24 protein-coding genes are annotated in these 25,290 nt (G+C 66.6%); 15 read left to right on the top strand and 9 right to left on the bottom strand.

Going from position 1 to position 25,290, the window contains the following annotated elements; translation table 11 throughout:
- Positions 1 to 113: 113 nt before the first annotated feature.
- A complete protein-coding gene (gene ppsR, locus MARPU_RS06420; protein WP_005220989.1) occupies positions 114 to 950 on the bottom strand; it encodes a posphoenolpyruvate synthetase regulatory kinase/phosphorylase PpsR in 837 nt (278 codons plus the stop codon).
- Positions 951 to 1,383: 433 nt separating this feature from the next.
- On the opposite strand from ppsR, the gene MARPU_RS06415 reads away from it, so the two are divergent.
- Positions 1,384 to 1,842 (top strand): hypothetical protein, encoded by a 459-nt coding sequence (locus MARPU_RS06415; RefSeq protein ID WP_005220988.1) that lies wholly within the window; start codon positions 1,384 to 1,386, stop codon positions 1,840 to 1,842.
- A gap of 8 nt (positions 1,843 to 1,850) precedes the next feature.
- Here the strand turns inward: MARPU_RS06415 and MARPU_RS06410 are convergent, their stop codons facing one another.
- A complete protein-coding gene (locus tag MARPU_RS06410; protein ID WP_005220987.1) occupies positions 1,851 to 2,081 on the bottom strand; it encodes a HypC/HybG/HupF family hydrogenase formation chaperone in 231 nt (76 codons plus the stop codon).
- A gap of 77 nt (positions 2,082 to 2,158) precedes the next feature.
- Between MARPU_RS06410 and MARPU_RS06405 the strand changes: the two genes are divergently transcribed.
- The 6 genes from MARPU_RS06405 (at position 2,159) to MARPU_RS06380 (ending at position 8,087) form a co-directional block, all read left to right on the top strand.
- Complete coding sequence (locus MARPU_RS06405) at positions 2,159 to 2,659, top strand: hydrogenase maturation protease (RefSeq protein WP_005220986.1); 501 nt, start codon at positions 2,159 to 2,161, stop codon at positions 2,657 to 2,659.
- Positions 2,660 to 2,779: 120 nt separating this feature from the next.
- Positions 2,780 to 3,220, top strand: coding sequence for a hydrogenase expression/formation C-terminal domain-containing protein (locus tag MARPU_RS06400; protein ID WP_005220985.1), 441 nt, complete (start codon positions 2,780 to 2,782; stop codon positions 3,218 to 3,220).
- Positions 3,221 to 3,237: 17 nt separating this feature from the next.
- A complete protein-coding gene (locus MARPU_RS06395; RefSeq protein WP_005220984.1) occupies positions 3,238 to 4,335 on the top strand; it encodes a hydrogenase small subunit in 1,098 nt (365 codons plus the stop codon).
- Positions 4,332 to 4,994: a hypothetical protein gene (locus tag MARPU_RS06390; protein WP_005220983.1), complete on the top strand. Its 663-nt coding sequence runs from the start codon at positions 4,332 to 4,334 to the stop codon at positions 4,992 to 4,994. Before MARPU_RS06395 ends, MARPU_RS06390 begins: the two co-directional genes overlap by 4 nt.
- Positions 4,991 to 6,298 carry a (Fe-S)-binding protein gene (locus tag MARPU_RS06385; RefSeq protein WP_005220982.1) on the top strand — a complete coding sequence of 436 codons (1,308 nt, stop codon included), beginning with the start codon at positions 4,991 to 4,993 and terminating at the stop codon, positions 6,296 to 6,298. The genes MARPU_RS06390 and MARPU_RS06385 overlap by 4 nt, the downstream gene beginning before the upstream one ends.
- 58 nt (positions 6,299 to 6,356) lie before the next feature.
- Positions 6,357 to 8,087: a nickel-dependent hydrogenase large subunit gene (locus MARPU_RS06380; protein ID WP_005220981.1), complete on the top strand. Its 1,731-nt coding sequence runs from the start codon at positions 6,357 to 6,359 to the stop codon at positions 8,085 to 8,087.
- An 86-nt stretch (positions 8,088 to 8,173) separates the two neighbouring features.
- Here the strand turns inward: MARPU_RS06380 and MARPU_RS06375 are convergent, their stop codons facing one another.
- Entirely contained in the window at positions 8,174 to 8,437 is a 264-nt protein-coding gene (locus MARPU_RS06375) for a hypothetical protein (protein ID WP_005220978.1), read from the bottom strand.
- Positions 8,438 to 8,754: 317 nt separating this feature from the next.
- Here MARPU_RS06375 and MARPU_RS06370 point away from each other — a divergent pair, with 317 nt between their 5' ends.
- From MARPU_RS06370 to MARPU_RS06360, 3 genes are all read left to right on the top strand, one after another.
- On the top strand, positions 8,755 to 9,693 hold the full coding sequence (locus MARPU_RS06370) for a putative 2-dehydropantoate 2-reductase (RefSeq protein ID WP_005220976.1): 939 nt from the start codon (positions 8,755 to 8,757) through the stop codon (positions 9,691 to 9,693).
- 441 nt (positions 9,694 to 10,134) lie between these two features.
- On the top strand, positions 10,135 to 14,205 hold the full coding sequence (locus MARPU_RS16580) for a response regulator (RefSeq protein WP_198015499.1): 4,071 nt from the start codon (positions 10,135 to 10,137) through the stop codon (positions 14,203 to 14,205).
- Between the two features lie 6 nt (positions 14,206 to 14,211).
- Positions 14,212 to 15,210, top strand: coding sequence for a response regulator (locus MARPU_RS06360; RefSeq protein ID WP_005220973.1), 999 nt, complete (start codon positions 14,212 to 14,214; stop codon positions 15,208 to 15,210).
- Here the strand turns inward: MARPU_RS06360 and MARPU_RS06355 are convergent.
- The gene (locus MARPU_RS06355; RefSeq protein WP_025275156.1) at positions 15,203 to 16,597 is read right to left on the bottom strand and encodes an HDOD domain-containing protein; all 1,395 of its coding nucleotides are present in this window, start codon (positions 16,595 to 16,597) and stop codon (positions 15,203 to 15,205) included. The genes MARPU_RS06360 and MARPU_RS06355 overlap by 8 nt on opposite strands.
- Positions 16,598 to 16,755: 158 nt before the next feature.
- Between MARPU_RS06355 and motA the strand changes: the two genes are divergently transcribed.
- The 4 genes from motA to MARPU_RS06335 all read left to right on the top strand — a co-directional run bounded on the left by motA (position 16,756) and on the right by MARPU_RS06335 (position 20,491).
- Positions 16,756 to 17,616 (top strand): flagellar motor stator protein MotA, encoded by an 861-nt coding sequence (motA, locus tag MARPU_RS06350; RefSeq protein WP_005220965.1) that lies wholly within the window; start codon positions 16,756 to 16,758, stop codon positions 17,614 to 17,616.
- Between the two features lie 5 nt (positions 17,617 to 17,621).
- Positions 17,622 to 18,491: a flagellar motor protein MotB gene (motB, locus tag MARPU_RS06345; RefSeq protein WP_005220964.1), complete on the top strand. Its 870-nt coding sequence runs from the start codon at positions 17,622 to 17,624 to the stop codon at positions 18,489 to 18,491.
- Positions 18,492 to 18,674: 183 nt separating this feature from the next.
- Positions 18,675 to 19,766 carry a hypothetical protein gene (locus MARPU_RS06340; RefSeq protein WP_005220963.1) on the top strand — a complete coding sequence of 364 codons (1,092 nt, stop codon included), beginning with the start codon at positions 18,675 to 18,677 and terminating at the stop codon, positions 19,764 to 19,766.
- Entirely contained in the window at positions 19,763 to 20,491 is a 729-nt protein-coding gene (locus tag MARPU_RS06335) for an OmpA/MotB family protein (protein ID WP_005220962.1), read from the top strand. Before MARPU_RS06340 ends, MARPU_RS06335 begins: the two co-directional genes overlap by 4 nt.
- A gap of 25 nt (positions 20,492 to 20,516) precedes the next feature.
- Here MARPU_RS06335 and MARPU_RS06330 read toward each other — a convergent pair whose 3' ends face one another.
- From MARPU_RS06330 to MARPU_RS06310, 5 genes are all read right to left on the bottom strand, one after another.
- Positions 20,517 to 21,371 carry an HDOD domain-containing protein gene (locus MARPU_RS06330; RefSeq protein ID WP_043762498.1) on the bottom strand — a complete coding sequence of 285 codons (855 nt, stop codon included), beginning with the start codon at positions 21,369 to 21,371 and terminating at the stop codon, positions 20,517 to 20,519.
- 117 nt (positions 21,372 to 21,488) lie between these two features.
- Positions 21,489 to 22,700, bottom strand: coding sequence for an HDOD domain-containing protein (locus MARPU_RS06325; protein WP_005220960.1), 1,212 nt, complete (start codon positions 22,698 to 22,700; stop codon positions 21,489 to 21,491).
- A 122-nt stretch (positions 22,701 to 22,822) separates the two neighbouring features.
- Positions 22,823 to 23,785, bottom strand: coding sequence for a transcription initiation factor TFIID subunit 7 family protein (locus MARPU_RS06320; protein ID WP_005220959.1), 963 nt, complete (start codon positions 23,783 to 23,785; stop codon positions 22,823 to 22,825).
- A gap of 183 nt (positions 23,786 to 23,968) precedes the next feature.
- Positions 23,969 to 24,259, bottom strand: a complete 291-nt coding sequence (locus MARPU_RS06315; protein ID WP_025275154.1) for a PilZ domain-containing protein — start codon at positions 24,257 to 24,259, stop codon at positions 23,969 to 23,971.
- A gap of 72 nt (positions 24,260 to 24,331) precedes the next feature.
- Positions 24,332 to 24,649 carry a hypothetical protein gene (locus tag MARPU_RS06310; RefSeq protein WP_005220955.1) on the bottom strand — a complete coding sequence of 106 codons (318 nt, stop codon included), beginning with the start codon at positions 24,647 to 24,649 and terminating at the stop codon, positions 24,332 to 24,334.
- A gap of 403 nt (positions 24,650 to 25,052) precedes the next feature.
- Here MARPU_RS06310 and MARPU_RS06305 point away from each other — a divergent pair, with 403 nt between their 5' ends.
- Complete coding sequence (locus MARPU_RS06305) at positions 25,053 to 25,283, top strand: hypothetical protein (protein WP_005220953.1); 231 nt, start codon at positions 25,053 to 25,055, stop codon at positions 25,281 to 25,283.
- The last annotated feature ends 7 nt before the right edge of the window (positions 25,284 to 25,290 follow it).

Here is a 25,290-nt window from a genome sequence, read left to right as displayed (position 1 = left end):
ACAAGGGCGGTCGAAACCCTGTTCGGGTCAGGGCTTAATCGGCAATTTAAAATATCTTTAAATGCTTATTCAATACCCGAACGGGATCGGGCGGGCGTGGCCCGCCCACGCGCTCAGCGTACCCGCAGCGCCAGCGGTCGCTCCTGGTTCTCCTTGAAGCTCTTGATGATCTGCGCCGAGACCTCTTCGATCGACTGGCTGGTGGTGTTGATCACCGGCACCTGGAGACGGCGGAAGATCTGCTGCGCCTGACGCAGGTCCTGCTGGCACTTCGACAGCGAGGCATAGGGGCTGCCGGGGCGACGCTCCTCGCGGATCAGCTGCAGGCGCTGGGGGTCGATGATCAGCGCGAACAGCTTGTCGCGACAGTCCCACACCTGCTTGGGCACGTCGCCGTGCTCGAAGTCCTCCTCGGTGATCGGGTAGTTGGCCGCGCGCAGTCCGTAGTGCATCGCTAGATAGAGACAGATCGGGGTCTTGCCCGAGCGCGAGACGCCGAGCAGCACCACGTCGGCGCGGCTCAGGTTGTCGGGACGCACGCCGTCGTCGTTGGCCATGGCGAAATTGATAGCCTCGATCCGCTTGGTGTAGAAGTTCGGCCGGGTGATGGCGTGACTGCGCCCGGACTCACGACTCGGCGAGACCCCGAGTTCGGCCGAGAGCGGCTCGACGAAGCCCTCGAACAGCTCCATGTAGAAGCAGTTGCCGGTCTTGAGGATGTCGCGGATCTCGTCGTTGAGCATGGTGGCGAAGACGATCGGTCGCACCCCGTCGCGCTCGGCCGCCTCCTGCATCCGCTGGGTGAGCGCCTTGGCGCGCATCTCGGTGTTGATGTAGGGCATGTAGACCTGCTCGAAGTCGACGGTGTCGAACTGCGACAGCAGGCTGTGACCAAGGGTCTCGGCGGTGATGCCGGTGCTCTCGGAGACGAAGAAAACGGTTCTGTTCATAGACTCGATTCCAGACGGGGAGGAAGACACCCGCGACCGGGGCACACCCGGTCACTGTCCCTATCCTCGCACGCCGTCCGCGAACCGCGAAGCGAGCGATGTCATGGGAATGATCGAACCGCAAAGACACGAAGGGCGCAAAGGGAATCAGTGCTTCCAGCGACCAAGCTCCAGTCGCCAGTGCTGGCTCACCTGCCATCGGTAGCGCCAAGAATACGTGCTCAGCGCCAGCTGGTCGTAAAGCACTGCAGCCATCGGCGCTGCCGTCGAGGACGCGCACCACAGGACGCTGACAGCTAGCCGCTCTCTCCCCCTTCGCGTCCTTTGTGTCTTTGCGGTTCACGCACTCTTGGCGGCTGGCAATATGATCATTTACTGATATTCTTGACGCGATCTCAGCCGGTCCTTCACCCGCCAACTCGAGGAGCCGATCATGGCCATCCGTATCGAGACCGACCAGGACCTTCGCGCCGCGCTCGACGCGCTCGCGCATCGCGAGCGACGCATCCTCGGCTGCCGCTTCGCCGAGCGCGTCGGTGCGCTGTGCAGCGATGCGCGCGTCCATCAGGCGATCGCCATCGGGGTCGATCCGGCGAGCCCCCCGGAGGCGCTCGCCGAGGCCTTCCGCATCGCCAAGGCGCACGCCACCCGCACCTATACCGACTGTGGCAAGGACACCGACTGGATGGCCCAGGCCGAGCACTTCGTCGCCGCCGCCGCCAGCGCCGCGCTCGCCCCCGAGGACGTACGTCGCGATGCCCGCAACCCCGCCTGGAAGGCGGCGGTGCAGGCACGCATGGCGATCAACTGCGCGATGATGGAGGACGATACGCAGTCGGAGTCCGCCGAGGTCGAGGCGCAATACGCGCTCGCCCGCGAGGCCCGCGGCTGAGCGTGCCGCTACCCCCGTCCCGCCGCCAGCATCTCGTCGTAGAGACGCCAGGCCTCGGCGGCGGTCTCGGGATCGACCCGCTCGATCGCGTGCCCCAGGTGAACCACCACGTAGTCACCGACGACGAGCGACTCGTGCGCCAGCATCAACAGGCTGGCCCGTCGCTCCACACCCTTGGCCTCGCAGTGCGCGACCAGGCCGTCGATCGCGTGGATTCGCATCGGTATCCCGAAACACATCTGCTCTCTCCCCAACGGCCCTGGGCCGCATCTGTCCAACCCGGCGCGCCCGCATCCAATCAGGATGGACCCAGACCATGCATCAGGCCCCATCACCGCCACCCCACGAACCCGACACCCTGATCCTCGGCATCGGCAATCTACTACTCAGCGACGAGGGCCTCGGCCCGCGCCTGGTCCGCCGACTCGAGATCGAGTCCGGCCCAGGCGCGCCCTTCCGCTGTCTCGACGGCGGCACCCTGGGCTTCACCCTGGCCACCGACATCGCCGGCTTCGCGCGGCTGATCGTGGTCGATGTCGCCGCCCTGGGCGCGCCGCCCGGCACCATCCGGGTGTTCGAGGACAGGGCGATGGACGCGCATCTGCGTGCCCACGCCAGCAGCGTGCACGAGGTCGGGCTGGCCGACCTGCTCGACATCACCCGGCTCACCGACAGCCTGCCGCAGCAGCGCGCGCTGGTGGCCGTCGAACCCGAACGGGTCGACTGGGGCGAACACCTGAGCCCCTCGGTCGAGGCCGCGCTGCCCGGCGCCATCGCCGCGGTTCATGCCCTGCTCAGACGTTGGCACGGGGAATAATCCTAGGCGACAACCTCTATATCGGAGCTTGCTAACCTTCTTAAATACCTGCGCCAAATCAACTCGAAACGCACACAAAGCGCCTAGAATCCCTCCCAAGGTCAGTCCGAGGTGAGCGACATGCCCACGCTGGAATCCATCGCCCCCGTCGGGGACACGGACACGGACGCGCGCTCCCCCCTACCCGGACCACTGGTCCCGCTGCTCCATGAGGTGCGCCACGCGCTCGCCCGGCTCATCGCCGAGGACTGCGAGCACCGCATCGACCTCCATGCCCTGCCGCTCGACACCACGCTGATCGACCAGCTGCTGACCTTTCTCGGTCGCGGCGAGGTCGAGGCACGGATCGATGCCATGGGACCGACCCGGATCCACGAGTCGGCCACCCCCGGGGTGTGGGTCGTCGACTACCGCGACGCCGACGACCAGCGGCTCGCGCTGCATCTCGAGATCGCCACCGTCCCGCAGATCCTGCGCACCGATCGGGCCACGCTCAGCGCCGGTCTGCAGCGCCTCGACGCCGGACTGGCCGGCGCGGGCGATCCGTCTCCACCGTCCTGACGCCACGAGGAGGGATCATGGCCGCCTCCCAGACACTCGCCGAGCAGCTGCGTGCCCAAGGGGTCTCGCGGCGTGGTTTTCTCAAGTTCTGCGCCGCCACCGCCTCGCTGATGGCGCTGCCGCCGAGCCTGATCCCGAGGATCGCCGAGGCGCTGGAGGCAGCGCGCCGTCCCTCGGTGATCTGGCTCTCGTTCCAGGAGTGCACCGGCTGCACCGAGTCGCTCACCCGCAGCCACGCCCCGACCCTCGAGGGGCTGATCTTCGAGGCGATCTCGCTCGATTACCACCACACCCTGCAGGCGGCCTCGGGCGAGGCGGCCGAGGCCGCGCGGCTGCAGGCGATGCGCGACAACGCCGGGGCCTATCTGGTGGTGGTCGACGGCTCGATCCCCGGCCCCGAGGCCAACCCCGGCTATTCCACCGTCGCCGGGCACAGCAATCACGCGATCCTGATGGAAACCGTGGAGCACGCCGCGGCGGTGATCGCCGTGGGCACCTGCGCGGCCTTCGGCGGACTGCCACGCGCCGCGCCCAACCCCACCGGTGCGCGCGCGGTGATGGAACTGGTCGACGACAAGCCGATCGTCAACATCTCCGGCTGTCCGCCGATCCCGATGGCGATCACCGGGGTGCTGGCGCATTACCTGACCTTCGGCCGGCTGCCCGAGCTCGACGCCTACCGGCGGCCGCTGGCCTTCTTCGGCGAGTCGATCCACGACCGCTGCTATCGTCGTCCCTTCTACGACCAGGGCCTGTTCGCCGAGTCCTTCGACGACGAGGGCGCGCGCCAGGGCTGGTGTCTCTACCGGCTCGGCTGCAAGGGTCCGACCACCTACAACGCCTGCGCCACCCAGCGCTGGAACGGCGCCACCAGCTGGCCGATCGAGGCCGGCCATCCCTGCCTGGGTTGCTCGGAGCCGGCCTTCTGGGACGCCGGCGGCTTCTACCAGGCCGTCTCGGTACCGCCACGGGTGAACGCCGAGGCGCTGCTCGGTGCCGGCGCCGCCGGGGCCGCGCTCGGCGCCGGCGCCGCGCTGGCCGCCAGGCGCCTCACCCGCGACGAGCAACAGCAGCGCGAACCGGTCACCGTCGAAGCGCTGGAGAAGAGGCTATGAACGGCGCGATGGAATTCCTGCTGTGGACCAAGGGGCCGATGTTCCAGATCGCACTCGGCATCTTCGCCGTGGGGATGCTGGCGCGGCTGTTCGAGATCCTGCTGCTCGGGCGCGCCACCAACCATGCCGAGGCGCGCGCCGGCGAGTGGCTGCCGGGGCTGCGCACCGTCTTCACCCGCACCATCCCCGACCCCGGCACCTTCAGGCGCGCACCCTTCGACGTGCTGGTCGGCTGGATCTGGCACCTCGGCTTCATCATCGTGCTGCTGCTGTTCGTGCCGCATGTGGAGCTGGTCGCCGGGGTCTTCGGTGTCTCCTGGCCGACCCTGCCCAACCCGGTGATCGACCTGCTCACCGGCATCACCCTGGCCGGGCTGGTCGCCGCACTGCTCCACCGCCTGCTGCACCCGGTCAAGCGCCGGATCAGCATCCCCCAGGACTATCTGGTGTGGGCACTGACCTTCGCCGTGGTGCTGACCGGCTATCTCGCCTATCACCGGCTGGTCGAGCCCTATCCGCTGGCGCTCGGCATGCACATCCTCAGCGCCGAGCTGCTGCTGATCTGTCTGCCCTTCACCAAGCTCACCCATATCTTCACCACCATCTTCGCGCGCTGGTACAACGGCGCGGCCTTCGGCCGCAAGGGGGTGCGGTCATGAGCGAACTCTCTCTCGAACGTGGACTGGCGGCGCTGCGCGCCGAGATCGACGCCCCGGTGGCGGCCTTCTTCTCGAGCTGCGTGCGCTGCGGGCTCTGCGCCCAGTCTTGCCCCTTCTATCTGGAGACCGGCGACCCGCGCTACACCCCGATCCTCAAGCTCGAACCACTGCGGCTGGTGTGGGAGGCGGAGTTCACCCTGTGGGGACGGATCAAGCGCTGGCTGGGACTGGGGCAAGAGGTCAGCGATGCCATGCTCGCCGAGTGGGAGCCGCTGGTCTACGACAGCTGCAGCCTGTGCGGGCGCTGTTCCATGGTCTGCCCGGTGGGCAACGATCTCGTCTACATGATCCGCAAGACCCGCGAGGGCATGGTGCAGTCCGGGCATGCCCCGGAGGGACTGGTTGCCGCCTCGGTGCGGGCGATCCGCACCGGCAGCCCGATGGGGCTGCAGTGGAAGACGCTGGCGGTGCAGATCAAGCACGTCGAGCGCAGCACCGGGCTGACGGTGCCGGTCGATCGCGCCGGGGCCGAATACCTGGTGATGCTCTCGTCGATGGAGATCATCAACTTTCCCGAGTACCTCGAGGCGATCACCCGTATCTTCGATCATGCCGGGGTGCGCTGGACGCTCTCCACCCAGTGTTTCGAGGCCACCAACGCCGGGATCCAGATCGGCAGCAAGGACATCGCCGCCGAGCTGGTCGAGCGCGTGGTGGCCGCAGCCTCGGCGCTCGGGGTGAGCCGGGTGATCAGCCCCGAGTGCGGCCACGCCTTCACCGCGATCCGCTGGGAAGGACCGAACCTGATCGGGCGCCCTTATCCCTTCCGCGTCTTCCACATCATCGAGGTGCTCGACGAGTTGCGCCGCGACGGACGGTTGCATACCGAGGGCAAGGAGGCAGACCGGCTGTCGATGCACGATCCCTGCAACCTCGCGCGCAAGAGCGGGGTGATCGGCGAGCAGCGCGCGCTGATGGACCTGGTGGCGGAGCACTTCGTCGACCTCGACGAGCACGGGCGCTTCCAATGGTGCTGCGGGGCCGGCGGCGGGGTCAGCTCCAACGAGCGCGCCGAGCCGCTGAAGCTCGCCGCCTTCAAGCGCAAGAAGGCGCAGATCGAGGCGGTCGAACCGGATCGCATGGTGACCATGTGCGCCACCTGCCGCACCCAGCTCGAAGAAGGGCTCGAGGAGTTCAACATGGATATCCCGGTGGTCGGGCTGACCGAGATGATCGCCGAGCACCTGGTCGAGCGACCGGCCGCCGAGCCCGAACCGGGCACCGAGTCCGGCCAGCCGGCCTGAGCCAACCCGCGCATGAGCCAGGCCGGGAGAGCCGGCCAGCAGCAGGAGAGCCAGTTCCATGAGTCAACGTGTCGTCGTCGACCCCATCACCCGCATCGAGGGGCATCTGCGCATCGAGGCCGAGCTGTCCGGTGACCGCATCGCCCGTGCCTACAGCTCGGGCACCTCGGTGCGCGGCATCGAGACCATCCTGCGCGGTCGCGACCCGCGCGAGGCCTGGGCCTTCGCCCAGCGCATCTGCGGCGTCTGCACCCTGGTCCACGGCATCGCCTCGGTGCGCGCGGTCGAGGACGCGCTCGGCATCACCCCACCGCTCAACGCCCAGCGCATCCGCAACCTGATGATCGGCGCGCAGTACATCCACGACCACGTGATGCACTTCTACCACCTCCACGCCCTCGACTGGGTGGACGTGGTCTCGGCGCTCGAGGCCGACCCGGCGGCGACCTCGACCCTGGCCCAGACGATCAGCCCCTGGCCGAAGTCCTCGCCGGGTTACTTCAGCGAGGTGCGCAAGCGGCTGCGCGGCTTCGTCGAATCCGGCCAGCTCGGCATCTTCGCCAACGGCTACTGGGGACACCCGGCCTACCGGCTGCCGCCGGAGGCCAACCTGATGGCGGTGGCGCACTATCTCGAGGCGCTCGCCTGGCAGCGCGACGCCTCACGGCTACACGCCATCTTCGGCGGCAAGAACCCGCATCCGAACTTCGTCGTCGGCGGCGTGCCCTGCCCCATCGACCTCGACTCCGACTCGGCGCTCGATGCCAGCCGCCTGGCCGAGGTGGCCGCGATCATCGCGCGCATGCGCTCCTTCGTCGAGCAGGTCTATCTCCCCGACACCTTGGCCATCGCCGGCTTCTACAAGGACTGGGCCGAGCGCGGCGAGGGGCTCGGCAACTTCCTCTGCTACGGCGACCTGCCCAGCGGCGAGACGCTGAGCCCAGAGGGCTTCCTGTTCCCGCGCGGGGTAATCCTCGGGCGTGACCTCGACACCGTCCACGAGATCGATCTCGACGATCCCGGGCAGATCCAGGAGTTCATTGCCCATTCTTGGTACGACTACCCCGAGGGCAAGGAGCGCGGCCTGCACCCCTATGCCGGCGAGACCCGGCTCGACTACGACGGGCGCGGCGGGGTGCGACCGCCCTACACCCAGCTCGACGTCGCCGACGGCTATTCGTGGATAAAATCGCCGCGCTGGAAGGGCCACGCGGTCGAGGTCGGCCCGCTGGCGCGGGTGCTGCTTCTCTACGCCCGTGGTCACGAACAGACCCGCGAACTCGTCGGTCAGGCGCTGCGCCAGCTCGAGCTGCCGATCACCGCGCTCTACTCGACGCTCGGGCGCACCGCCGCGCGCGCGCTCGAGACCCGCCTCCTGGTCGACGCCATGGACGACTGGTATCGCGGCCTGATCGACAACATCCGCGCCGGCGACACCCGTACCTTCGATGCCCGCACCTGGGACCCCGAGACCTGGCCGCGCGAGGCCCGCGGCGCCGGTTACATGGAGGCCCCACGCGGCGCGCTCGGCCACTGGATCGTGATCCGCGACGGCCGCATCGAGAACTATCAGGCGGTGGTGCCTTCGACCTGGAACGCCGGCCCCCGCGACGCCGAGGAGCAGCCCGGCGCCTACGAGGCGGCGCTAGAGCACAACCACCAGCTGGCCGACCCCAGGCAGCCAGTGGAGATCCTGCGCACCATCCACTCGTTCGATCCCTGCATCGCCTGTGCCGTGCACCTGGCCGACCCCGACTCCGGCGAGCAGCTGGAGATCAAGGTCTGCTGACCCCGGTGCACGGACGGCTCAGCGCCCGACCTTGACGGTCAGGCGCGCTCGGCATGGGAGATGCCCATCGGGCGGCCAGGTCGCGCTCAGCAGACCTCGGCCGGCGTCTCCTCGACCCGACTCGCCCGCCGCGGGCGACTCGGGCGCGAGACCGTGCGCGCGCTGACCGGATGGTGTGGCGCGATGGTCTCCGGGACCGGCGCTGCACTCACCCGCGCCGGCGCGACATGTCCCAGCCCCAGCGCGCTCGGCACCCAGCGATAGGCCGCCGGCGAGCACATGCCGAGCATCCACCCGGAGGCGAAGGCCCAGGCGGGGACCAGACCGAAGGATTGGTAGAAATAGGTCACGATCGGACTCCACTGCTTGATCGATGCGCGTACGAGGAGAGTCCGTCGCCTGTCGCATACACCGGATTGGGATGGTCTCGCGCCGACATCGCCACCGGCGACTCAGCGGAGCCAGACACCATCGCTTTCGTCCTGGGTTCAGGGTAACCCAGACGAGCGCCGGCCGACGCGATCCGGGTCGCGTTTCACTCGATCGATCGGCATCGGGCTGAGAGACCAGCCAGCACCACGGCCTGCGGCGACCAATCCCCGAGGACGTATACTGAAGCCTTGCAATCCAACCTCCAGCGCATCCTCGCATGCGCCATCGGCAAGACATGACAGCATCGACCGATCTCAGCTTCACCATCCTCGGCACCGGCGCCCTCGGCGGCTTCTACGGGGCGCGGCTACAGGCAGCCGGCGCCACCGTGCGCTTCATCGCACGCAGCGACGCCGCGACCATCGCCCGCGACGGGCTGCGCGTCGATTCCCCCCTCGGCGACCTCCATCTCGACCCGGTTGAGGTCTATCGCGACAGCGATCCCATCCCGCCGAGCGACGTGGTCTGCGTCGCCCTCAAGACCATCCAGAACCACCGTCTGCCGACGCTGCTGCGCCCCCTGGTCCGTCCCGGCACCATCATCCTCAATCTGCAGAACGGCCTGACCATGGAAGACGAGCTGGCCGCCGCCTTCCCCGAGGCGCGGGTGGTCGCCGGGATGTGCTATCTGTGTTCGAACAAGGTCGGCCCCGGACACATCGTCCACCTCGACTACGGCACCGTGAGCTTCGCCCCCTTCGACGAGGGCGATCGCGCCTGCATCGAGCCACTGATGCGGGCCTTCTCCGCCGCCGGCGTCGAGGTCGAGTCCCTGCCCGATCTGCACCAGGCACGTTGGCGCAAGCTCGCCTGGAACATCCCCTTCAACGGTCTCTCGGTGCTGCTCGACGCCGATACCGACCGCATCATCGCCGACCCCGACGCGCGCCGTCTCGCCGCGCGGCTGATGACCGAGGTCGCGCGCGGCGCCGAGGCCTGCGGCCACCCCTTCGCACCAGACTTCCCCGAGCGACTGATGCGCTTCACCGAGCGCATGCGACCCTATGCCCCGAGCATGCGGTTGGACTACCTCGACAAGCGTCCACTGGAACTCGAATACATGTATCGCCGCCCGCTGCGCGAGGCCGAACGCCACGGCGCACAGCTACCGGTGATCGCCGCCATCGCAGATGCCCTGGCCTTTCGCGATCGGCACAATCGTACCGTCGGCTGAGTTCCCCTCATCGGCCGCGATCGGCTCCAGCGGATGGAGCGCCATCCATCGGCTGCGTCTCACCAACCCTGGCGATCCGGCCGGCGGCGGTTGAACCCCCCCCAAGCGTCGCCACCATCCAACGGCGGTCCGGACGCACGATCGCCACCCCGGGCACGACCATCCCCCAACCGCGGGGGATACGCGCCCGGGTCCGCCCGTCAGCAACCGTCTACGCAGGTGACAGGCGCCGAGGCCGCACTCGATAACAGCAACGACAAGGACCTGGACGAATAGCCCAGGAGGCGCACTCGTGGAGGAACCGATGACGTCGACCCGAGCAGCCACGCCCCCCGACCACACCGCGCCCACGCCAAGGCTGGTACGCCTCGGACGGCCGGCGCGATCAGTTCTCTCCGAGCGAAATCCTGATCGCCACACCCTGTCCGCCTGACCGCGATGGTGACCTTCAGACTCCATCGGCTCGCCGCCACGATTCCCCTTTATCTTCCGCTGCTACTGCTCGCGGCGGGGTTGGCGCTCGCCGCCGTGGTCCATACCCAACTGGCCAACGAGAACGAGACCACCAAGGGCGAGCGCTTCGCCTTTCTGGTCGAGCGGGTCGTCGACCAGTTCAGGGATCGCATGCAGATCTACGAATACGGCCTGCGCGGCGCCCGCGGCGCGATCATCAGCGCCGGCGGTGATCGGGTCAGGCTCGCTGAATTCCGCCGCTACATGGCCTCACGCGAGCACCAACGCGAGTTCCCCGGCTCACGCGGCTATGGCTATATCAGCCGAGTGGCTCCCGAGCAGGTCGCGGCCTTCATCGCTCGCATCCGGCGCGACGCACGCCCCGAGTTCGATATCAGACAGTTCGATGCGCACGACGGCGAACGCTTCGTGATCCACATCATCGAGCCGCTCGAGCACAACCGCGAGGCCGTCGGACTCGACATCGCCTCGGAGTCCAACCGACGCCAGGCGGCCATCAACGCCATGCGCAGCGGTCAACCGACCCTCACCGCGCCAATCACCCTGGTGCAGGCCAGCGGCAAACATCTGCGCTCCTTCCTGCTGTTGCTGGCGATCTATCCACCACCCTCGGGCAACGGCAACCCGGCTGCAGCCGTCGGCTGGGCCTATACGCCTCTGGTGATCGATGAGGTGCTCGCGGACTTCGACTTTCGTGGCGGCGAATTCAGCCTCACCCTCTCGGACATCGACGACCCGCCCGAGCACTTCTACAGCTCGCCCGGCAGCGACACGCCGGTCATCGACGACCTCATCGCCCGTCACACCATTGCGGTCTATGCCCGGCGCTGGCAGATCGAGATCAAGGCGCTGCCGCCTTTCGTCAACAACCTCAACCTGCGCGACCCTCAGCATGTCGCCGGCCTGATCACGCTGTTCTCCGCGTTGATCTCGGGGTTGCTGTGGATCTATCTCGACAATACCCGCAAGCGGTTGCAGACGGCCGAGTCGCGCGGCCGACTCGCCGCGATCATCGAGTCGACCGACGATGCCATCATCGGCCAGGGGCTCGACGACCGGGTCGTCAGCTGGAATCCGGCAGCGGAGCGACTGTTCGGCTATCGCGCCGATGAGATGATCGGCCAGCCACTGCCGGTACTCGATACCAAGGGGAATGTCGAGGCATGGAAGGCGGGGCTTGCCCAGGTGCGTGGCGGCCAGACCCTGCGCCGATTCGGCATCCAGCATCGACATCGCGACGGTCGCCTCATCGAGCTGGCCGCGACCATTTCACCGGTCCGCAACGGTAACGACGGGATCATCGGGCTGTCCTATATCGTCCGCGACCTCAGCGACTACCACCGCCTGGAGACCCAGCTGCGTACCACCCTCTCGCGCATGCGCCTGGCGCTCGACGCCGCCGGCATCGGCATCTGGGAGTGGCAGCTCAACGACAACCGGCTGACCTGGGACCAGCGGATGTGTGCCATCTATGGACTCGAGCACGCTCATGACGCCGACCCGGCACTCGACTACACCGCCTGGCTGTCACGGATCCACCCACTCGACCGCAGCTATGTCGAGGAACGACTGCGACACCAGTTGCTCGGCGAGCAGGTCGGCGAACTCAGCTTCCGCATCCAGCACATCAGCGGCGAGATCCGTCACATTCATTCGGCGGCGTTGATCGAACGCGACCAGCAGGGGCATCCACTGCAGATGGTTGGCATCAATCGCGACGTGACCGACAAATACAAGGCCGAGCAGGCTCTGATCGACGCCAACCGCCAGCTCGAACTCAAAGTCGGCAAGCGCACCCACGAACTGCTCACCCTCAACGAACGGCTGCGCGAAGCGGTGCGCCAGGCCGAGGCGGCAACTGAGGCCAAGAGCGGATTTCTCGCCAACATGAGCCACGAGATCCGCACCCCGATCAACGCCGTGCTCGGCCTGACCTATCTGCTCGACCAGACCGCACTCGACGATGAGCAGCGGCGACTGGTGGTCAAGATCCACAGCGCCAGCCGCGCACTGCTCGCGCTGGTCAACGACATCCTCGACTTCTCCAAGATCGAGGCCGGACGGCTCGAGGTCGAACATGTCCCGTTCAGCCTCGGCGAGATCCTCGAGAACATCGCCACCATCATGGCACCGGAGAGCGGCAATCATCAGGTCGAGCTGATCGTCGGCGTCCCACCGAAAGGGGTCGATACCCTCTATGGCGACGCCTTGCGGCTGCAGCAGGTACTCACCAACCTGGTCTCCAACGCGCTCAAGTTCACCGAGCAGGGCCAGGTGGTGGTGCGAGTCGTTCGTGACAACTCCGAGTCCGATCACCCCAGACTGCATTTCAGCGTCAAGGACACCGGAATCGGCATCGCTCCGGACAAGCTACAGGCAATTTTCCAGGCCTTCACCCAAGCCGACACCTCGACCACCCGACGCTTCGGCGGCAGCGGCCTGGGACTGGCCATCTGCCGACGCCTGGTCGAGGCGATGGGCGGAACACTCGGCGCGACCAGTCAGGTCGGCCAAGGGAGCGAGTTCTGGTTCACCCTGCCCTACACCGCGGCACCGACCATGTCGCAACGCCCCCCGCTGCCACGCTGCAACGTGCTGGTCGTCGACGACAACGAGGCCGCGCGCGCCACCCTCAAGGCCTGCGCCAGAACCCTCGGCTGGGACTCGAAAACGGCCAGCTCGGGCGAGGAGGCACTGTCGCTCCTGCTCAAGCGCCAACCGGGATCCTCTCCCTTCGATGTGCTGTTGATCGACTGGCGGATGCCGGGAATGGATGGTATCGAGACGATCAGGATGGCGCGCGACAGACTCCCTCCCGAGCAGATGCCCCATGTGATCATGGCCACCGCCTATGGCCGCGACCACGAACTCTCGACAGAGATCGACGTGCTCATCCACAAGCCGGTCACCCCCTCGGCCCTCTACAATGCCATGCAGCAGATCGAGCAACCGACGAAGCGTCCGTCAGCCGGATCACCCGCCACGACCGCCCAACACCAGGGGCCTCGTCTTCAGGAGGTTCGACTGCTGGTGGTCGACGACAGCGAGATCAATCGCGAGGTCGCCCGTACCATCCTCGAGGGCGAGGGCGCCGAAGTCCGTGAGGCCGCCAACGGGCGCGAGGCGGTCGACTGGGTCGAGCAGCATCCGCAGGGCGTCGACCTGGTGCTGATGGACATCCAGATGCCGGTGATGGACGGCTACATGGCGACCCGCGAGATCCGCGAGCGGCTCGCTCTCCCGCAACTGCCGGTGATCGCCCTGACCGCTGGCGCCTTCCAGCCTCAGCGCGAGGCCGCACTCGCCGCCGGGATGGATGACTTCCTGCCCAAACCCTTCGATGTCGACCAGATGATCGCGACCATCCGCAGCCACCTCGGTCAAACGCCGACGAACGGCCAAGGAATCGCACCGCCGGCGCCCTCACACCATGACACAGAGAGCAGCCTTCCCGTGCTCGACAGCGCCGAGGCGATGACGCGCTGGCGCAACGCGACCGTCTACGCGACCAACCTGCGTCGTTTCGGCGACGAGTACGCCAATACCGGAAGCAAGCTCCACCGGCTCGACGCGTCGGGTCAGCGCGACACGATCGCAACGCTCACTCACAAGCTCAAGGGAGCGGCCGCCAACCTCGGGTTGAAGGCGTTGCAGCAAGCGGCCACGGCGCTGGAAGCGGCAGTGCAGTCGGGCACGGCCGAGCAGACGAGATCGGCGATCGATCAGCTGACACGCACCATGACGGCTAGCCTGCACGCGATCACCGAGCACGTCGAGCACCATCCACCCGCCTCGACGACGAGAGCACGAGCGGCACACTCGGAAGGCGAAACCGATAGCTTGGTACAGCAACTCCTTGAGGCACTCGATCGAGACGACCCGGCGATGGTTCGCCCACTGCTCGACAGCCTCGAGCCTTGCATCGACCCCAGCCTGCTCGCCCCGATTCGCGAACGACTCGAGGCCTTTGACTTCCGCGCCGCGGAGACGGCAACCCGGCGCCTGATCGAGACACTGAACACGACGCTAGATGGGTGATCTGCAATGCAACACGGCAAGCTTCTGGTGGTCGACGACGAGCCGAGCAACCTCGCGCTGATCGAACAGATCCTCGGTGAGGACTACAACCTGGTATTCGCTCGCAACGGCCAGGAGGCGCTGGCGGCGGTCGCCAAGCACACACCGGTGATGCTGTTGCTCGACGTGCAGATGCCGGACATGGACGGCTACGAGGTCTGTCGCCGACTCAAGGCCAGCGCGGGTGGCAGTCAGATCCCGGTGCTGTTCATCACCTCGCGCTCCGACGAGATCGACGAAAACGAGGCCTTCGAGGCCGGTGGGGTCGACTTCATCACCAAACCGATCTCACCGCTGGTGCTCAGGGCCCGGGTTCGCACCCATCTCTCATTGGTCCGTGCCACCGACCTCGAACGCAGTCAGCGCGACGCCATCGACATGCTGGCGCGCGCCGGGCACTTTCGCGACAACGATACCGGCGTCCATATCTGGCGCATGGCCGACTACTCGGCGCTGCTCGCCGAGGCCGTCGGCTGGTCGGAGGAGTCGGTGGCACTGATGAAGCTCGCCGCACCGATGCACGACACCGGTAAGATGGGCATCCCCGACGCCATCCTGCAGAAACCGGCCAAGCTCGACGCCGCCGAGTGGGCGATGATGAAGACCCATGCCCGGATCGGGCACGACATCCTCGCGCGCAGCGAGGCGCGGGTCTTCAAGCTCGCCGCCGAAATCGCGCTCTATCACCACGAGCGCTGGGACGGCAGCGGCTACCCCGAAGGACTCGCCGGCACCGAGATCCCCCAGTCGGCGCGCATCGTCGCCATCGCCGACGTCTTCGACGCCCTGAGCATGCGCCGCCCCTACAAGGAGCCCTGGCCGGTCGAGCGCGTGGTCGAGACCATCAACACCGAGGCGGGACACCACTTCGAGCCAGAGCTGATCACCTTGTTCAATGCATCGCTCGAACGCATCCTCGAGATCAAGGCGACCTGGGACGCCCGCGAACCCGACGAACTCAACTGATCTCGCCCGAGGCGCGAGACAGGAGTTCCGAGGTCCACAGCACCAGCGCCGCAAACTGTGTCTCGACCCCGGCGTCGAGATGACAGCAGACACTGCGTCGATCGGCGTAGACCAGACCGAGCACGGCACCGCCTCGCCACAGCGGCATCGCCAGGAAAGCATCGACGCCGAGTCGCTCGGCCAGCTCATCGGGTAGCGCGATCGTACCGCCGTCCCCGACCCGCACCACGCCAGGCGCCTCGAGCAATTCGTCGAGCAACGCCCGCGCCCGATGCCGCCAACCGCCCTGATTGAACCCGGGCTCGAACTCCGAACCGACGAACAGCTGCGGGCTCAGGGTGCGGTCACCGGGGGCGCAGGTGAAGAAGGCCACCCGATTGAGCCCGAGCCCGCGATGCAGTCCATACAGCAGGGTCGTCAGCAACCGTTCATCGCTCCCTCCCTGCTCACGCTCGAGCCGGCACCGGCAGCGCGCCAGCTCATCACCACGCGGAGCCAGACAGAAAGGGGCCTGATAAGGTACCCGCAGATCCCAGACCGAGGGGGCACGCGCCGGCGTCGGCAGCGGTGTCAGCGCCGTCTCGGCAAGTACGGGATGACGCTCGCGCATCAACGCCAGCACCCGATTGACCCTTAGGGTCAGGGCGTCGGGAGAGAGTTCGAGCAGCTCGCTCGCCAGCCACAGGTCTCGCCCGAGCAACGGATGGCGCCATCCCGAGCAGGCATCGCGCGCCATCTGGTTGGCGAGCATCGCTCCCAGCAGACGGCTGTGCGCGGCATTGTGCGGACGCATCGATTCGCGCACCATCTCGGGCAATGCCCAGCGACAGGCCAGCCGGTAACCCAGGGTTCCCAGACTGTCGCTGAGCGCGACATAATCGGCCTCATGCGGCAAAACATGATGGAGATAGACGAGCTGCAGATATCGCCTGATCCGCCGATCACCCACCGCGAGCAGGACGAACTCGCCAAGGGTATGCAAGAGCGCGGCCGCGGCCACCTCGGCCGGAAACATGTCACGCCCACAGCTCGCCCAGTCGGCAGCCAGCGCACCGGCCAGCACACCACGCGCCATGGCATGGCGATAGGCGCGCAGCCGATTCCCCTCGAGCTGGCGCTCGGCCTCGACGACCTCGTCGAGGAGACATGTCAGACCGCTCTCTCCGAGCATGTGCACCGCATCCTCGAGAGTGGCGACCTCGGCGCGGAAATGACGGTGCGGCACGGCGTTGGCCCGATACAGTGCCTGCAGCGCCAGCGCCGGATCATCGAGCAGCACCGCGGCCACGCGCTGTCGCGAAGTCTCTGGCCCCTCGAGCAACCTCCTGAGCCGTGCGCGGGAACGCGCCAGCACCGGCAGTCGCCCGGGCTCGGTCAGCGCGGTCAATTGGCCTATCCAGTCCTGCTCCATCGCGGCCTCTCCCCTCCATCGGATCGCTCGACGGCATTATTCGCAAAAGGCGCAGCCGGCGACAAGCGACGTACTGGACCGGCCCCCCTCGGCTTGCACATCAGCGGGTCCCCGGGCAACTCAGGGAGCATGCGATGAAACTACTGCTCGGCGCACTGATCACCTTCGGCGCCGTGCTCGGCGGTTTTGCCGCCCATGGCGGCAACCTGCTGGCAATCTGGCAACCCTACGAGATCGTCATCATCGGCGGCGCCGCACTCGGCGCCTTCGTCATCGCCAACCCCGGCACGATTATCCGCGAGACCCTGATCGCTCTGCCACAGCTCCTGCATGGACCGCGCTATACCCGCGCCGACTATCTCGATCTGCTGGCGCTGATGTTCAAGCTCTTCGTCAAGATCCGCAAGGATGGACTGATGGGGGTCGAGGCCGATATCGAAGAACCACGCAACAGCGCGCTGTTCCGCGCCCATCCCCGGCTGCTGCAGCACCCGCACGCGCTCGAGTTCATCTCCGACTACATGCGCCTGGTGGTCAGCGGCGGCATGAACCCCTTCGAGCTCGACGCGCTGATGGATGTCGAACTCAATGCCCATCACGAGTCGCGCACCGCCGCGGCGCACGCGGTGCAGCGCAGCGCCGATGCCCTGCCCGCCTTCGGCATCGTCGCCGCGGTGCTCGGCATCGTGAAGACCATGGGTGCGCTCGGCGGCGCGCTCGACGAGATCGGCGCCCTGGTCGCCGCAGCGCTGGTCGGGACCTTCCTCGGGGTGCTGATCGCCTACGGCCTCATCGGACCGATCGCCACCGCGATGGAGCATCGCGCCGAGGAGGAGCTGCAGTTTCTCACCTGCATCAAGGCCTGCATCCTCGCCAACGTCCAGGGTTACGGGCCACAGATCGCCGTCGAGTTCGGTCGCAAGACGATGCACATTCCTCTGCGCCCGAGCTTCGGCCAACTCGAGCGCCACCTGCACGGCGGACGGGCGAGGTAACCACGATGTCGCTCGAACCGAAGAAACAGCCAGTGATCGTCCGCAAGGTGATCCGCAAGAGCGCCCATCACGGCGGCGCCTGGAAGATCGCCTATGCCGACTTCGCCACCGCGATGATGGCCTTCTTCCTGCTCCTGTGGATTCTCAACGCCACCGATGATAAGCAACGCGCAGCGATCGCGGGCTATTTCCAGGAGCCGGCACTGTTCGAGGCCGGCAGCCCGGTGCTCACCGTCCCGACCGGTGAGGGCAGCGGCAACGCTCCCTCGACCATCGACTTCGAGGGTGGTTTTGCGCCCTCGCCCGAGGGGTTGAGTCCGTCCCAGCTCGCAGCACTGGCCCAACGCCTCGACAGCGCACGACTCGAAAGCCTGCGCCTCAGCCTGCAGGCGGCGCTCGACGACAGCGCCGCACTCGCCCCCTACAAGGAGCAACTGCTGATCGATGTCGTTCCCGAGGGGCTGCGCATTCAGATCATCGATCGCGAGCATCGACCGATGTTCGACCTCGGCAGTGCCCGACTGCTACCCCACGCCGCCGCCATTCTCGAAGAGATCGGCACCATGATCGAGACGGTCCCCAACCCCACCGCGATCTCCGGGCACACCGACGCGCACCCCTATACCAACCCGGATTACACCAACTGGGAGCTGTCGACCGATCGCGCCAACGCCGCCCGGCGCGCGCTGATCGCCGGCGGGATGGCCGAGGAGCAGGTCGGACGCATCGTTGGATTGGGTTCGAGCGCCCCGGCCGATCTCGAAGATCCGGGTGCGCCGATCAATCGCCGCATCAGCATCGTGGTGATGCGCCTGGAGACCGCCGAGGCGGTCTTCGAGCACGACAGCGCCACCCTCGAACTGCCCGGCGACTGAACTCGGGCGTCGTCATCGCGACGCCTTCTTTCCGAGCGTCGGCGGCGATCGTCATCTTATTGACGCACGCTGCCCTCACGCCATCCATCCACACGATAACAAGGAGGTGGCGCGTTTCCTGCTTATCAGGTTTCAGACCAGGGCCGAACGGCCCCGAACCCGATAACCGGCGGACGCTCAACCATGCTCGAATCAATCGCACTCGGCGTACTCTCGGCCCTTCACCAGCTCAACGCGATGGCGGTGATCGGCGCCTTCACCCTGCTGCTGCTCGCACTCTTCGGCGCGGCGCTGGCGGCGATCGGTCGTGGTCGCGGCGAGGAGTTCTATCGTGGTGCGCCCACCCTGCTGACCACGCTGGGAATCCTCGGCACCTTCCTCGGCATCGCCATCGGGCTGCTGGAATTCGACGTGCGCAACATCGAGTACAGCATCCCGGTGCTGCTCGACGGACTCAAGCTCGCTTTCGTCACCAGTATCATCGGCATCCTGCTCGGCGCCATCCTGCGCCTGGTGCTGCTGCTCGGCACCGAGACCGCGTCGGCGCAGATGCAGTCGGGCGCCGCGACCAAGGTCGAGCGTCCGGAACTCGACGCCCTCGAGCGATTGGTGGCGCTCGGCGAACACCAGGCCGAGACCGCCCGCGCCCAGCTCGCCGCCACCCAGGCGCTCGAACGGCGCCTGGAGCACTTCGATCACGATCTGTCCCAGACCCTGGAGGCACATCACGCGCGGCTGCTCGGCCAGCTCGACGACTTCGCCCGTCGGCTCGGCGAGATGGGCTCACGCCAGCTGATCGAGGCCCTCGAGGGCGCGATCCGCGACTTCAACGACAAGCTCGGGGTGCAGTTCGGCGAGAACTTCCGCCGGCTCGACGACTCGGTCGGCAAGCTGCTGCAGTGGCAGGAGCAGTATCGCCAGCACATGCAGGCGCTCGGCGATCAGCTCGACCACGCCGTCGGCGCCGTCGGTCAGTCACAGACCGCGATCGAGGCGCTCACCCGCCAGGCAATGCAGATCTCGCGTCATGTCGAGGACCAGGAGACGACCATGGCCGGACTGAGACGCGAGACCATGGAACTCGAATCCCTGCTGGGCGGCATCGCCGAGCTGCGTGACCGCGCCAAGGAGGCCTTCCCGGCGATGGACACCCGGCTCAAGGCGATGCTCGAGAACATCGAGAACGCGGTGCTCTCGGCGCTCGAGGCACAGCGACGCATCGCCCAGAGCACCCCCACGCGCGGCGCCGCGCTGACCGCGGGAGCCGGGGCATGAGCACACTCTCGCAACGCCGCCCCGGACACCACCCGCATCACGAGGGCGACAGCCACTGGCTGGTGGTCTCCGACCTGATGGCCTCGCTGATGATGATCTTCCTCTTCCTCGCCCTGCTCCACATGGTGCAGATCGAGCGCGCCCACGAGGTCGAGACCGAGGTGCGCACCTCCGCGGCCGAACTGCGCCAGGCGATCTATCACGCGCTGGAAGACGAGTTCGTCGATGATCTGCCACGGTGGAACGCCGAACTCGAGCGCGACACACTGACGCTGCGCTTTCGCGAGCCAGACGTGCTCTTCGATCGCAGCTCGTCGCGGATCAAGCCCGAGTTCGAGGCCATCCTCAGCGACTTCCTGCCACGCTATGTCGCGCGCCTGCGCCCGTTCAGCACGGTGATCCGCGAGATCCGCATCGAGGGCCACACCTCCAGCGAGTGGGCGCCGGGAAGCAGCCCGCTCGAGGCCTATTTCGCCAACATGGAACTCAGTCAGAAACGCACCCGCGCAGTGCTGCGCTTCGCCTATGGACTCGAAGCGTTGCGTTACGAGCAGTGGTTCAGGTACCGGGTGGCCGCGGTGGGGCTGTCCTCGTCACGACTGGTGCTCGACGCTACCGGACACGAGGACCCGATCGCCTCGCGCCGGGTGGAGTTCAGCGTGCTGACCAACTTCGAGGACCGGCTGCTGGCACCCACCGGACTCAATGTCGCCGCAACACCCTGAGGTCGACGCATGAGCAGCGCGAGGCTCAGCCGGGATCGCGCAATGCCTCGACTGCACAGACCTGGTACTGCGCGGCATCGAGGCTGGCAAGCAACTGCTCCGGGGTCACCCTCACACGTTCCCAGACTTCGGGAACGATCGGCGGCGCATCGTTCCAGTCACGCGAGTCGAGTTCGGCGAGATGGGCCCCGGTGTTGGCGAGATGGACGATGGCGACCGCCTCGAAGTGCTCGGCGGGCGCCTCCAGCGGGGCATGATGATAACGCAAACAGGCGCACAGCGACTCGGGCAACCCCCAGCGCTCGGCCAGGGCGCCACCGAGTTCGGCGTGATCAAAGCCGAGTTCGACCTGCTCGGCCGCCTGTGGCGAGATCTCGTTGGGGGCGTCGAGGCTGCTGAGAAAGGCGCGGTGCGCCTCCTCGGGCACCTCGGAGAACAGCACCAGCTGACCGAGATCATGCAGCAAGCCACCGAGGAATACGGTACCGGCCAGGGCCCGCGAGCGCTCCTCGGCAAGCAGGCGTGCGATCACCGCGCAATAGGCCGAGTGGTGCCAGAAGACCTCGAGCGGCAACAGGTTCTGGACCGGCAAGCGGTCGGATGCCTGGGTCACCGCCCCGGCGATCACCAGTCTGCGCACATGCTCACGTCCGAGCAGGGCCAGCGCGCGCTCGACCGAGTCGACGGTGCGTGCCGGCGCGAATGCCGGGCTGTTGGCCAATCGCAGCAGGATCGCCACCAGCGCAGGGTCCTGCTCCAGCCGCGAGGCGATCTCGCGCTGCGGGCTGTCGGGGTCGTCGAGCAGCTTCATCACCTCGCCAACCACGCGAGGGATGGCCAGCAGCCGCCCCGTGTTCTTTACCAGGCCTTCGATGGTCATCGCGGACACGCGCCAATCCTCCAGTATCGTCCCGAGCACCAGACAACCACCAAGCGCGGCTCGGGATCGCAAACACGGCCGGGGACGGCCCCGGGACGAACGCGTCTGCGGAGTGGATCAGACATCGAACATCATCTTCAGCGACTCCAGCGTTTCGGTGCTCGAGGCCAGCTCGCCGATTGGCTCACCGGGCGCGGGCAGGGTCAACCCCAGGGTGGCGAATGCCGGAACCTGGCTCGCCTCCGGATGATCCCTGCCCTCGCTCTGTAGTGCCGCCCAGCGGGCAACGATGGCGATGCTTGCATAATCGGGCTCGGGCGCGACATAGGACCAGTCGTACGAGTGCTCGGCCACCGCGACCAGGTCCTCGCCCAACCCCCAGTAGTTGATCACCAGGACGCCGGTGATACCACTGAGTTTGTCGACCAGAGAGGCGATGAGTTCAGGACTGGGGTCGGGGTCGCGCATCTCGATGAACTGGATGATGGGCACGGCGCCGATCCCGGCCACCAGACCGGCGAGCAGCGCTCGTTCGCGATGCAGCAACCCGAGCGTCTCGGCCAGCAGGTAGCTGTAGGCCGAGCACAGCACGCCATCGGCCCAGACCTGCTGCATCGCCTCGCGGGTGACCGCGTGACGCGCCTTGAAGGCCTGGCGCAATGCGAGGTTGGTGGTCAGCATCCGGGTGTTGCGAAATCCCAGCCGTAGCACCGCGTCTCGTACCGACTGGATCTGCTTGGTGGCGCGGAACAGCGGGCTGTTGGTGGCATGCAGCAGAGCGCCGGCGATGGTCCCGTCGCTCTGGATCACTTCGGTCAATTCGACGATCCCGGCGTCGGGGTCGTTGGTGAGTTCCTGGATCTTGAACGCCACCTCTGGCCGCGCCGGCAGCTCGAGTCGATTATCGGAGATCAAGCCGTAGAGTTCGGCGAGGAACTCGCCCTCGGTGGCATCGAGTTCGATATCGCTGACCTCCAGCCCCGATTGCTGCGCCGCCTCGAGCGCCGCCGAGGACACCTTGAGCAACAGACAGGGGCTCTCGGTGACGATCATCGACTCACCACGCGTCACGCCATCGAACACCTCGATCGGATCACTCAGGCCGCGAAAGCTCTGGAAGCGTTCGCCCGAACCGTCGGTCAGACGCACCAGGTGACCGTCGACCAGGAACAGCCGCTGCCCCCCTGATTCGGTCAGGCGGATGCGCTGCTTGGCCGGGACCTCTCCAAAACCACAGTGTGCGGCCAGCTCCTCGCGCGCGGTCTGGGGGAGATCCTTGGTGATGTCCATCTCGGCGAGCAGTGAGAGGACCTCGAGCGTCTGGGACATTGGGTGCTACCTGAACAGTCGACAAGGCGGTGATCGCACATAGTCTAGCAGTATCGCACCTGCGTCCAGCATCGCTACGCATCAGCGGTGTCATGTGTCTCATGACGGGAGCAGCACGGCGATCACGCCTCGGCCCGATAGCCCAGCAGCACATCAGCGAGTTCACCGCGCGAACCGTCTTCACGCACGAACTGGCCGGTCTGGGCGACGACATCATAGGCATTGAGCGCCTTGCGGGTATGCTGATAGCCGGTCTCCAGGGACTGGATCGATGCCTCGGCCAGGGTGCGCTGAACCTGAGTACCGTCGGGCCTGATCTGCAGCAGTCGCAAGGCACCGAACACCGGGTCATCGGCATTGATCTGCCCATCTCCGTTTGAATCATAACGCGCCAGCTCGCCGAAGCCGTGGGCAGCACCGTTCTGATCACCGAACAGCTCTCGACCGTCGTCGATCTGACCATTGCCGTTACGATCGAGCGCTAGCGCCCAGGTTCCACCGGTGACGAAACTGACCTGTTCGGCTTGACCGTCGGCATCGAGATCAAAGCTCACCCCGGCCTCGATCCCGGTGGTCTGGAGACCCTCACCGGAGAGGTCGAGCACCAGGGGATCACGTACGGCCACGCCGCCTGGACCGGTCTGTAGACTCAAGCTGAAACTCTGCATCTGGGCAAACTCGAGCGACTGCAGATCACTGCCACCGAATTCGAGCCGCAGACTGCTACTGCTCTGCCAGGAGAGTTCGAGTTCGGCCAGACGACGATGGATCTGCTCCTGGGCGAGCCGGACCTGGGCATTCATCACCCGCTCCTTGATCCGTGTCGCGCGGGTATCAAGCGTCCCGGACTGGCCGTCGGCCAGAGGAGTCGCGATCTTTTCGAGATCGAAGGACTTGCGCAGGATCTGATAGTCCTGATCGGTATTGATACGCGTGGCGACCTCGGCAACGATGTCCTCGGTCGGTGCCGAGGCGGTGGCGACTTGCGGGGTGGCCGGGGTGGTCGCGGTCGGCGCCAACGGATGCGCAGGCCGCATGGGGAAGGGCTCGGTAGCGAACAGGGTGGTAGTGCGGGCGGCAAGCATGACATCGACTCCCGATGCGCGCGCGAACGAGACGGCCTCAGGGGATCGCGCGCTTGATCGGCGTGTGGACTCCGTCCGGACACGCCCCTGTCGGCCTCATCCCGACACAGCGGGAGCAGGCTACAGATCGTCGTCCCAGCAACAACAACGGCAGCCTGCAAGAGATCTTGAGCGAGTGCCGGATCAGGCCATGGAGTCGTCGTCCTCATCGAACGAGAGCGCCAGACCATCAGGCAGGTGGCGTACCACCTGCGCCCTGACCAGGGGCGGCGTTTCACCTGCCCCCAGGGTTCCGGTCACCTGCAGCTCGACCCAGCTGCCAACTGCGGGGCGGTCGGTGTCATCCATCAAGATCATCACCCCGCCACCGCTGAGATCATTGGTCCAGACCCGCTGAGCCGGGCGGCCGGCCCGAAAGAGGTCGACCTCGACCTGCATCGGCAATCGTGGATGACGCCGCCTGTCTGAATCCATTATCACCACCCCCTTGGCCCCAGACGCATCACTGAATCGCAGCAGCCAAAGCCGCCGGGGCATATCGATCGATCAAGCATCCAGCGCGGGGCGCAACAGGTCCGACAAACGCCAGAAATCGATCCCGCGCAGGAATCCCGCGCGAATCTCGGGACGCAGCCGCACCGGCCGTCCGCCACCATCACACTCGGCGACCCATTCCTGCGGCAGATGCTCAAGCGTATGCGCCTCGGCCAGCTCGCCATCGACTGTACGACATAATCTGACCTCACCGCTGCGCGCGTCGCAGAAGGCGGGCCGAAAGCCGCTCAGCAAGGATTGTGGCAAAGACAGATTCGGCGCCGGCGGCGACGTTCCTGACCGGGGGCTGAGAGGACCTTGCTCGAGCATCGTTCGACTCCAGGATCATTGTCGCCGGGAGCCGAGGCTGGCATCCCGCACGGAGACGCCGACATCGCCTCCCCCCTCGATAACGACCCGAGCACCACGAACTTGAGTCTACACAGGCTCGCCCTCAAGCAATAGTCGACATGGCAAACACACCGTCTCCCCGGACTGTGCGCCATCCGACGCCAAGGATAGCTACCTTGGTCTACAGTTTAAGTAGACCGCAGTCATCGCAGATGAGGGATTTAACGTCCCGAGTTCGCGCAGGACGCCGCGATACCGCCCCCGAGAGGATTGGGAGTCGGCCGCGGTTTATCGCGATGCTGGACAGGTACAGACGCAGCAACAGACAACCGGCAAGCCCCTGGCATCGCCTATCGACACACAGAGAACACGGGATTCGATCATGGACATCTCATCGATGGCAGGCGTCGCCACCGTGACCAACACGATGGCCGGCAGCAAGACCTCGAACGACACGAGTGCGGCATCGCTCAACCAGGCACTCGATACTCAGGCACAACAGGCCTCAGAGCAGGTCGACCAATCGCTGACACCCCAGCAGGCCCCACAGGAACCCTCGAGCACACGAGGACTGCCGGAGAATGTCGGGCGCAACATCAACGTCACCGCCTGAATCGTGA

Origin of the sequence: Marichromatium purpuratum 984, assembly GCF_000224005.2 — a bacterium.
Taxonomy (GTDB): domain Bacteria; phylum Pseudomonadota; class Gammaproteobacteria; order Chromatiales; family Chromatiaceae; genus Marichromatium; species Marichromatium purpuratum.
This window is presented reverse-complemented; position numbering and strand designations above follow the sequence as displayed.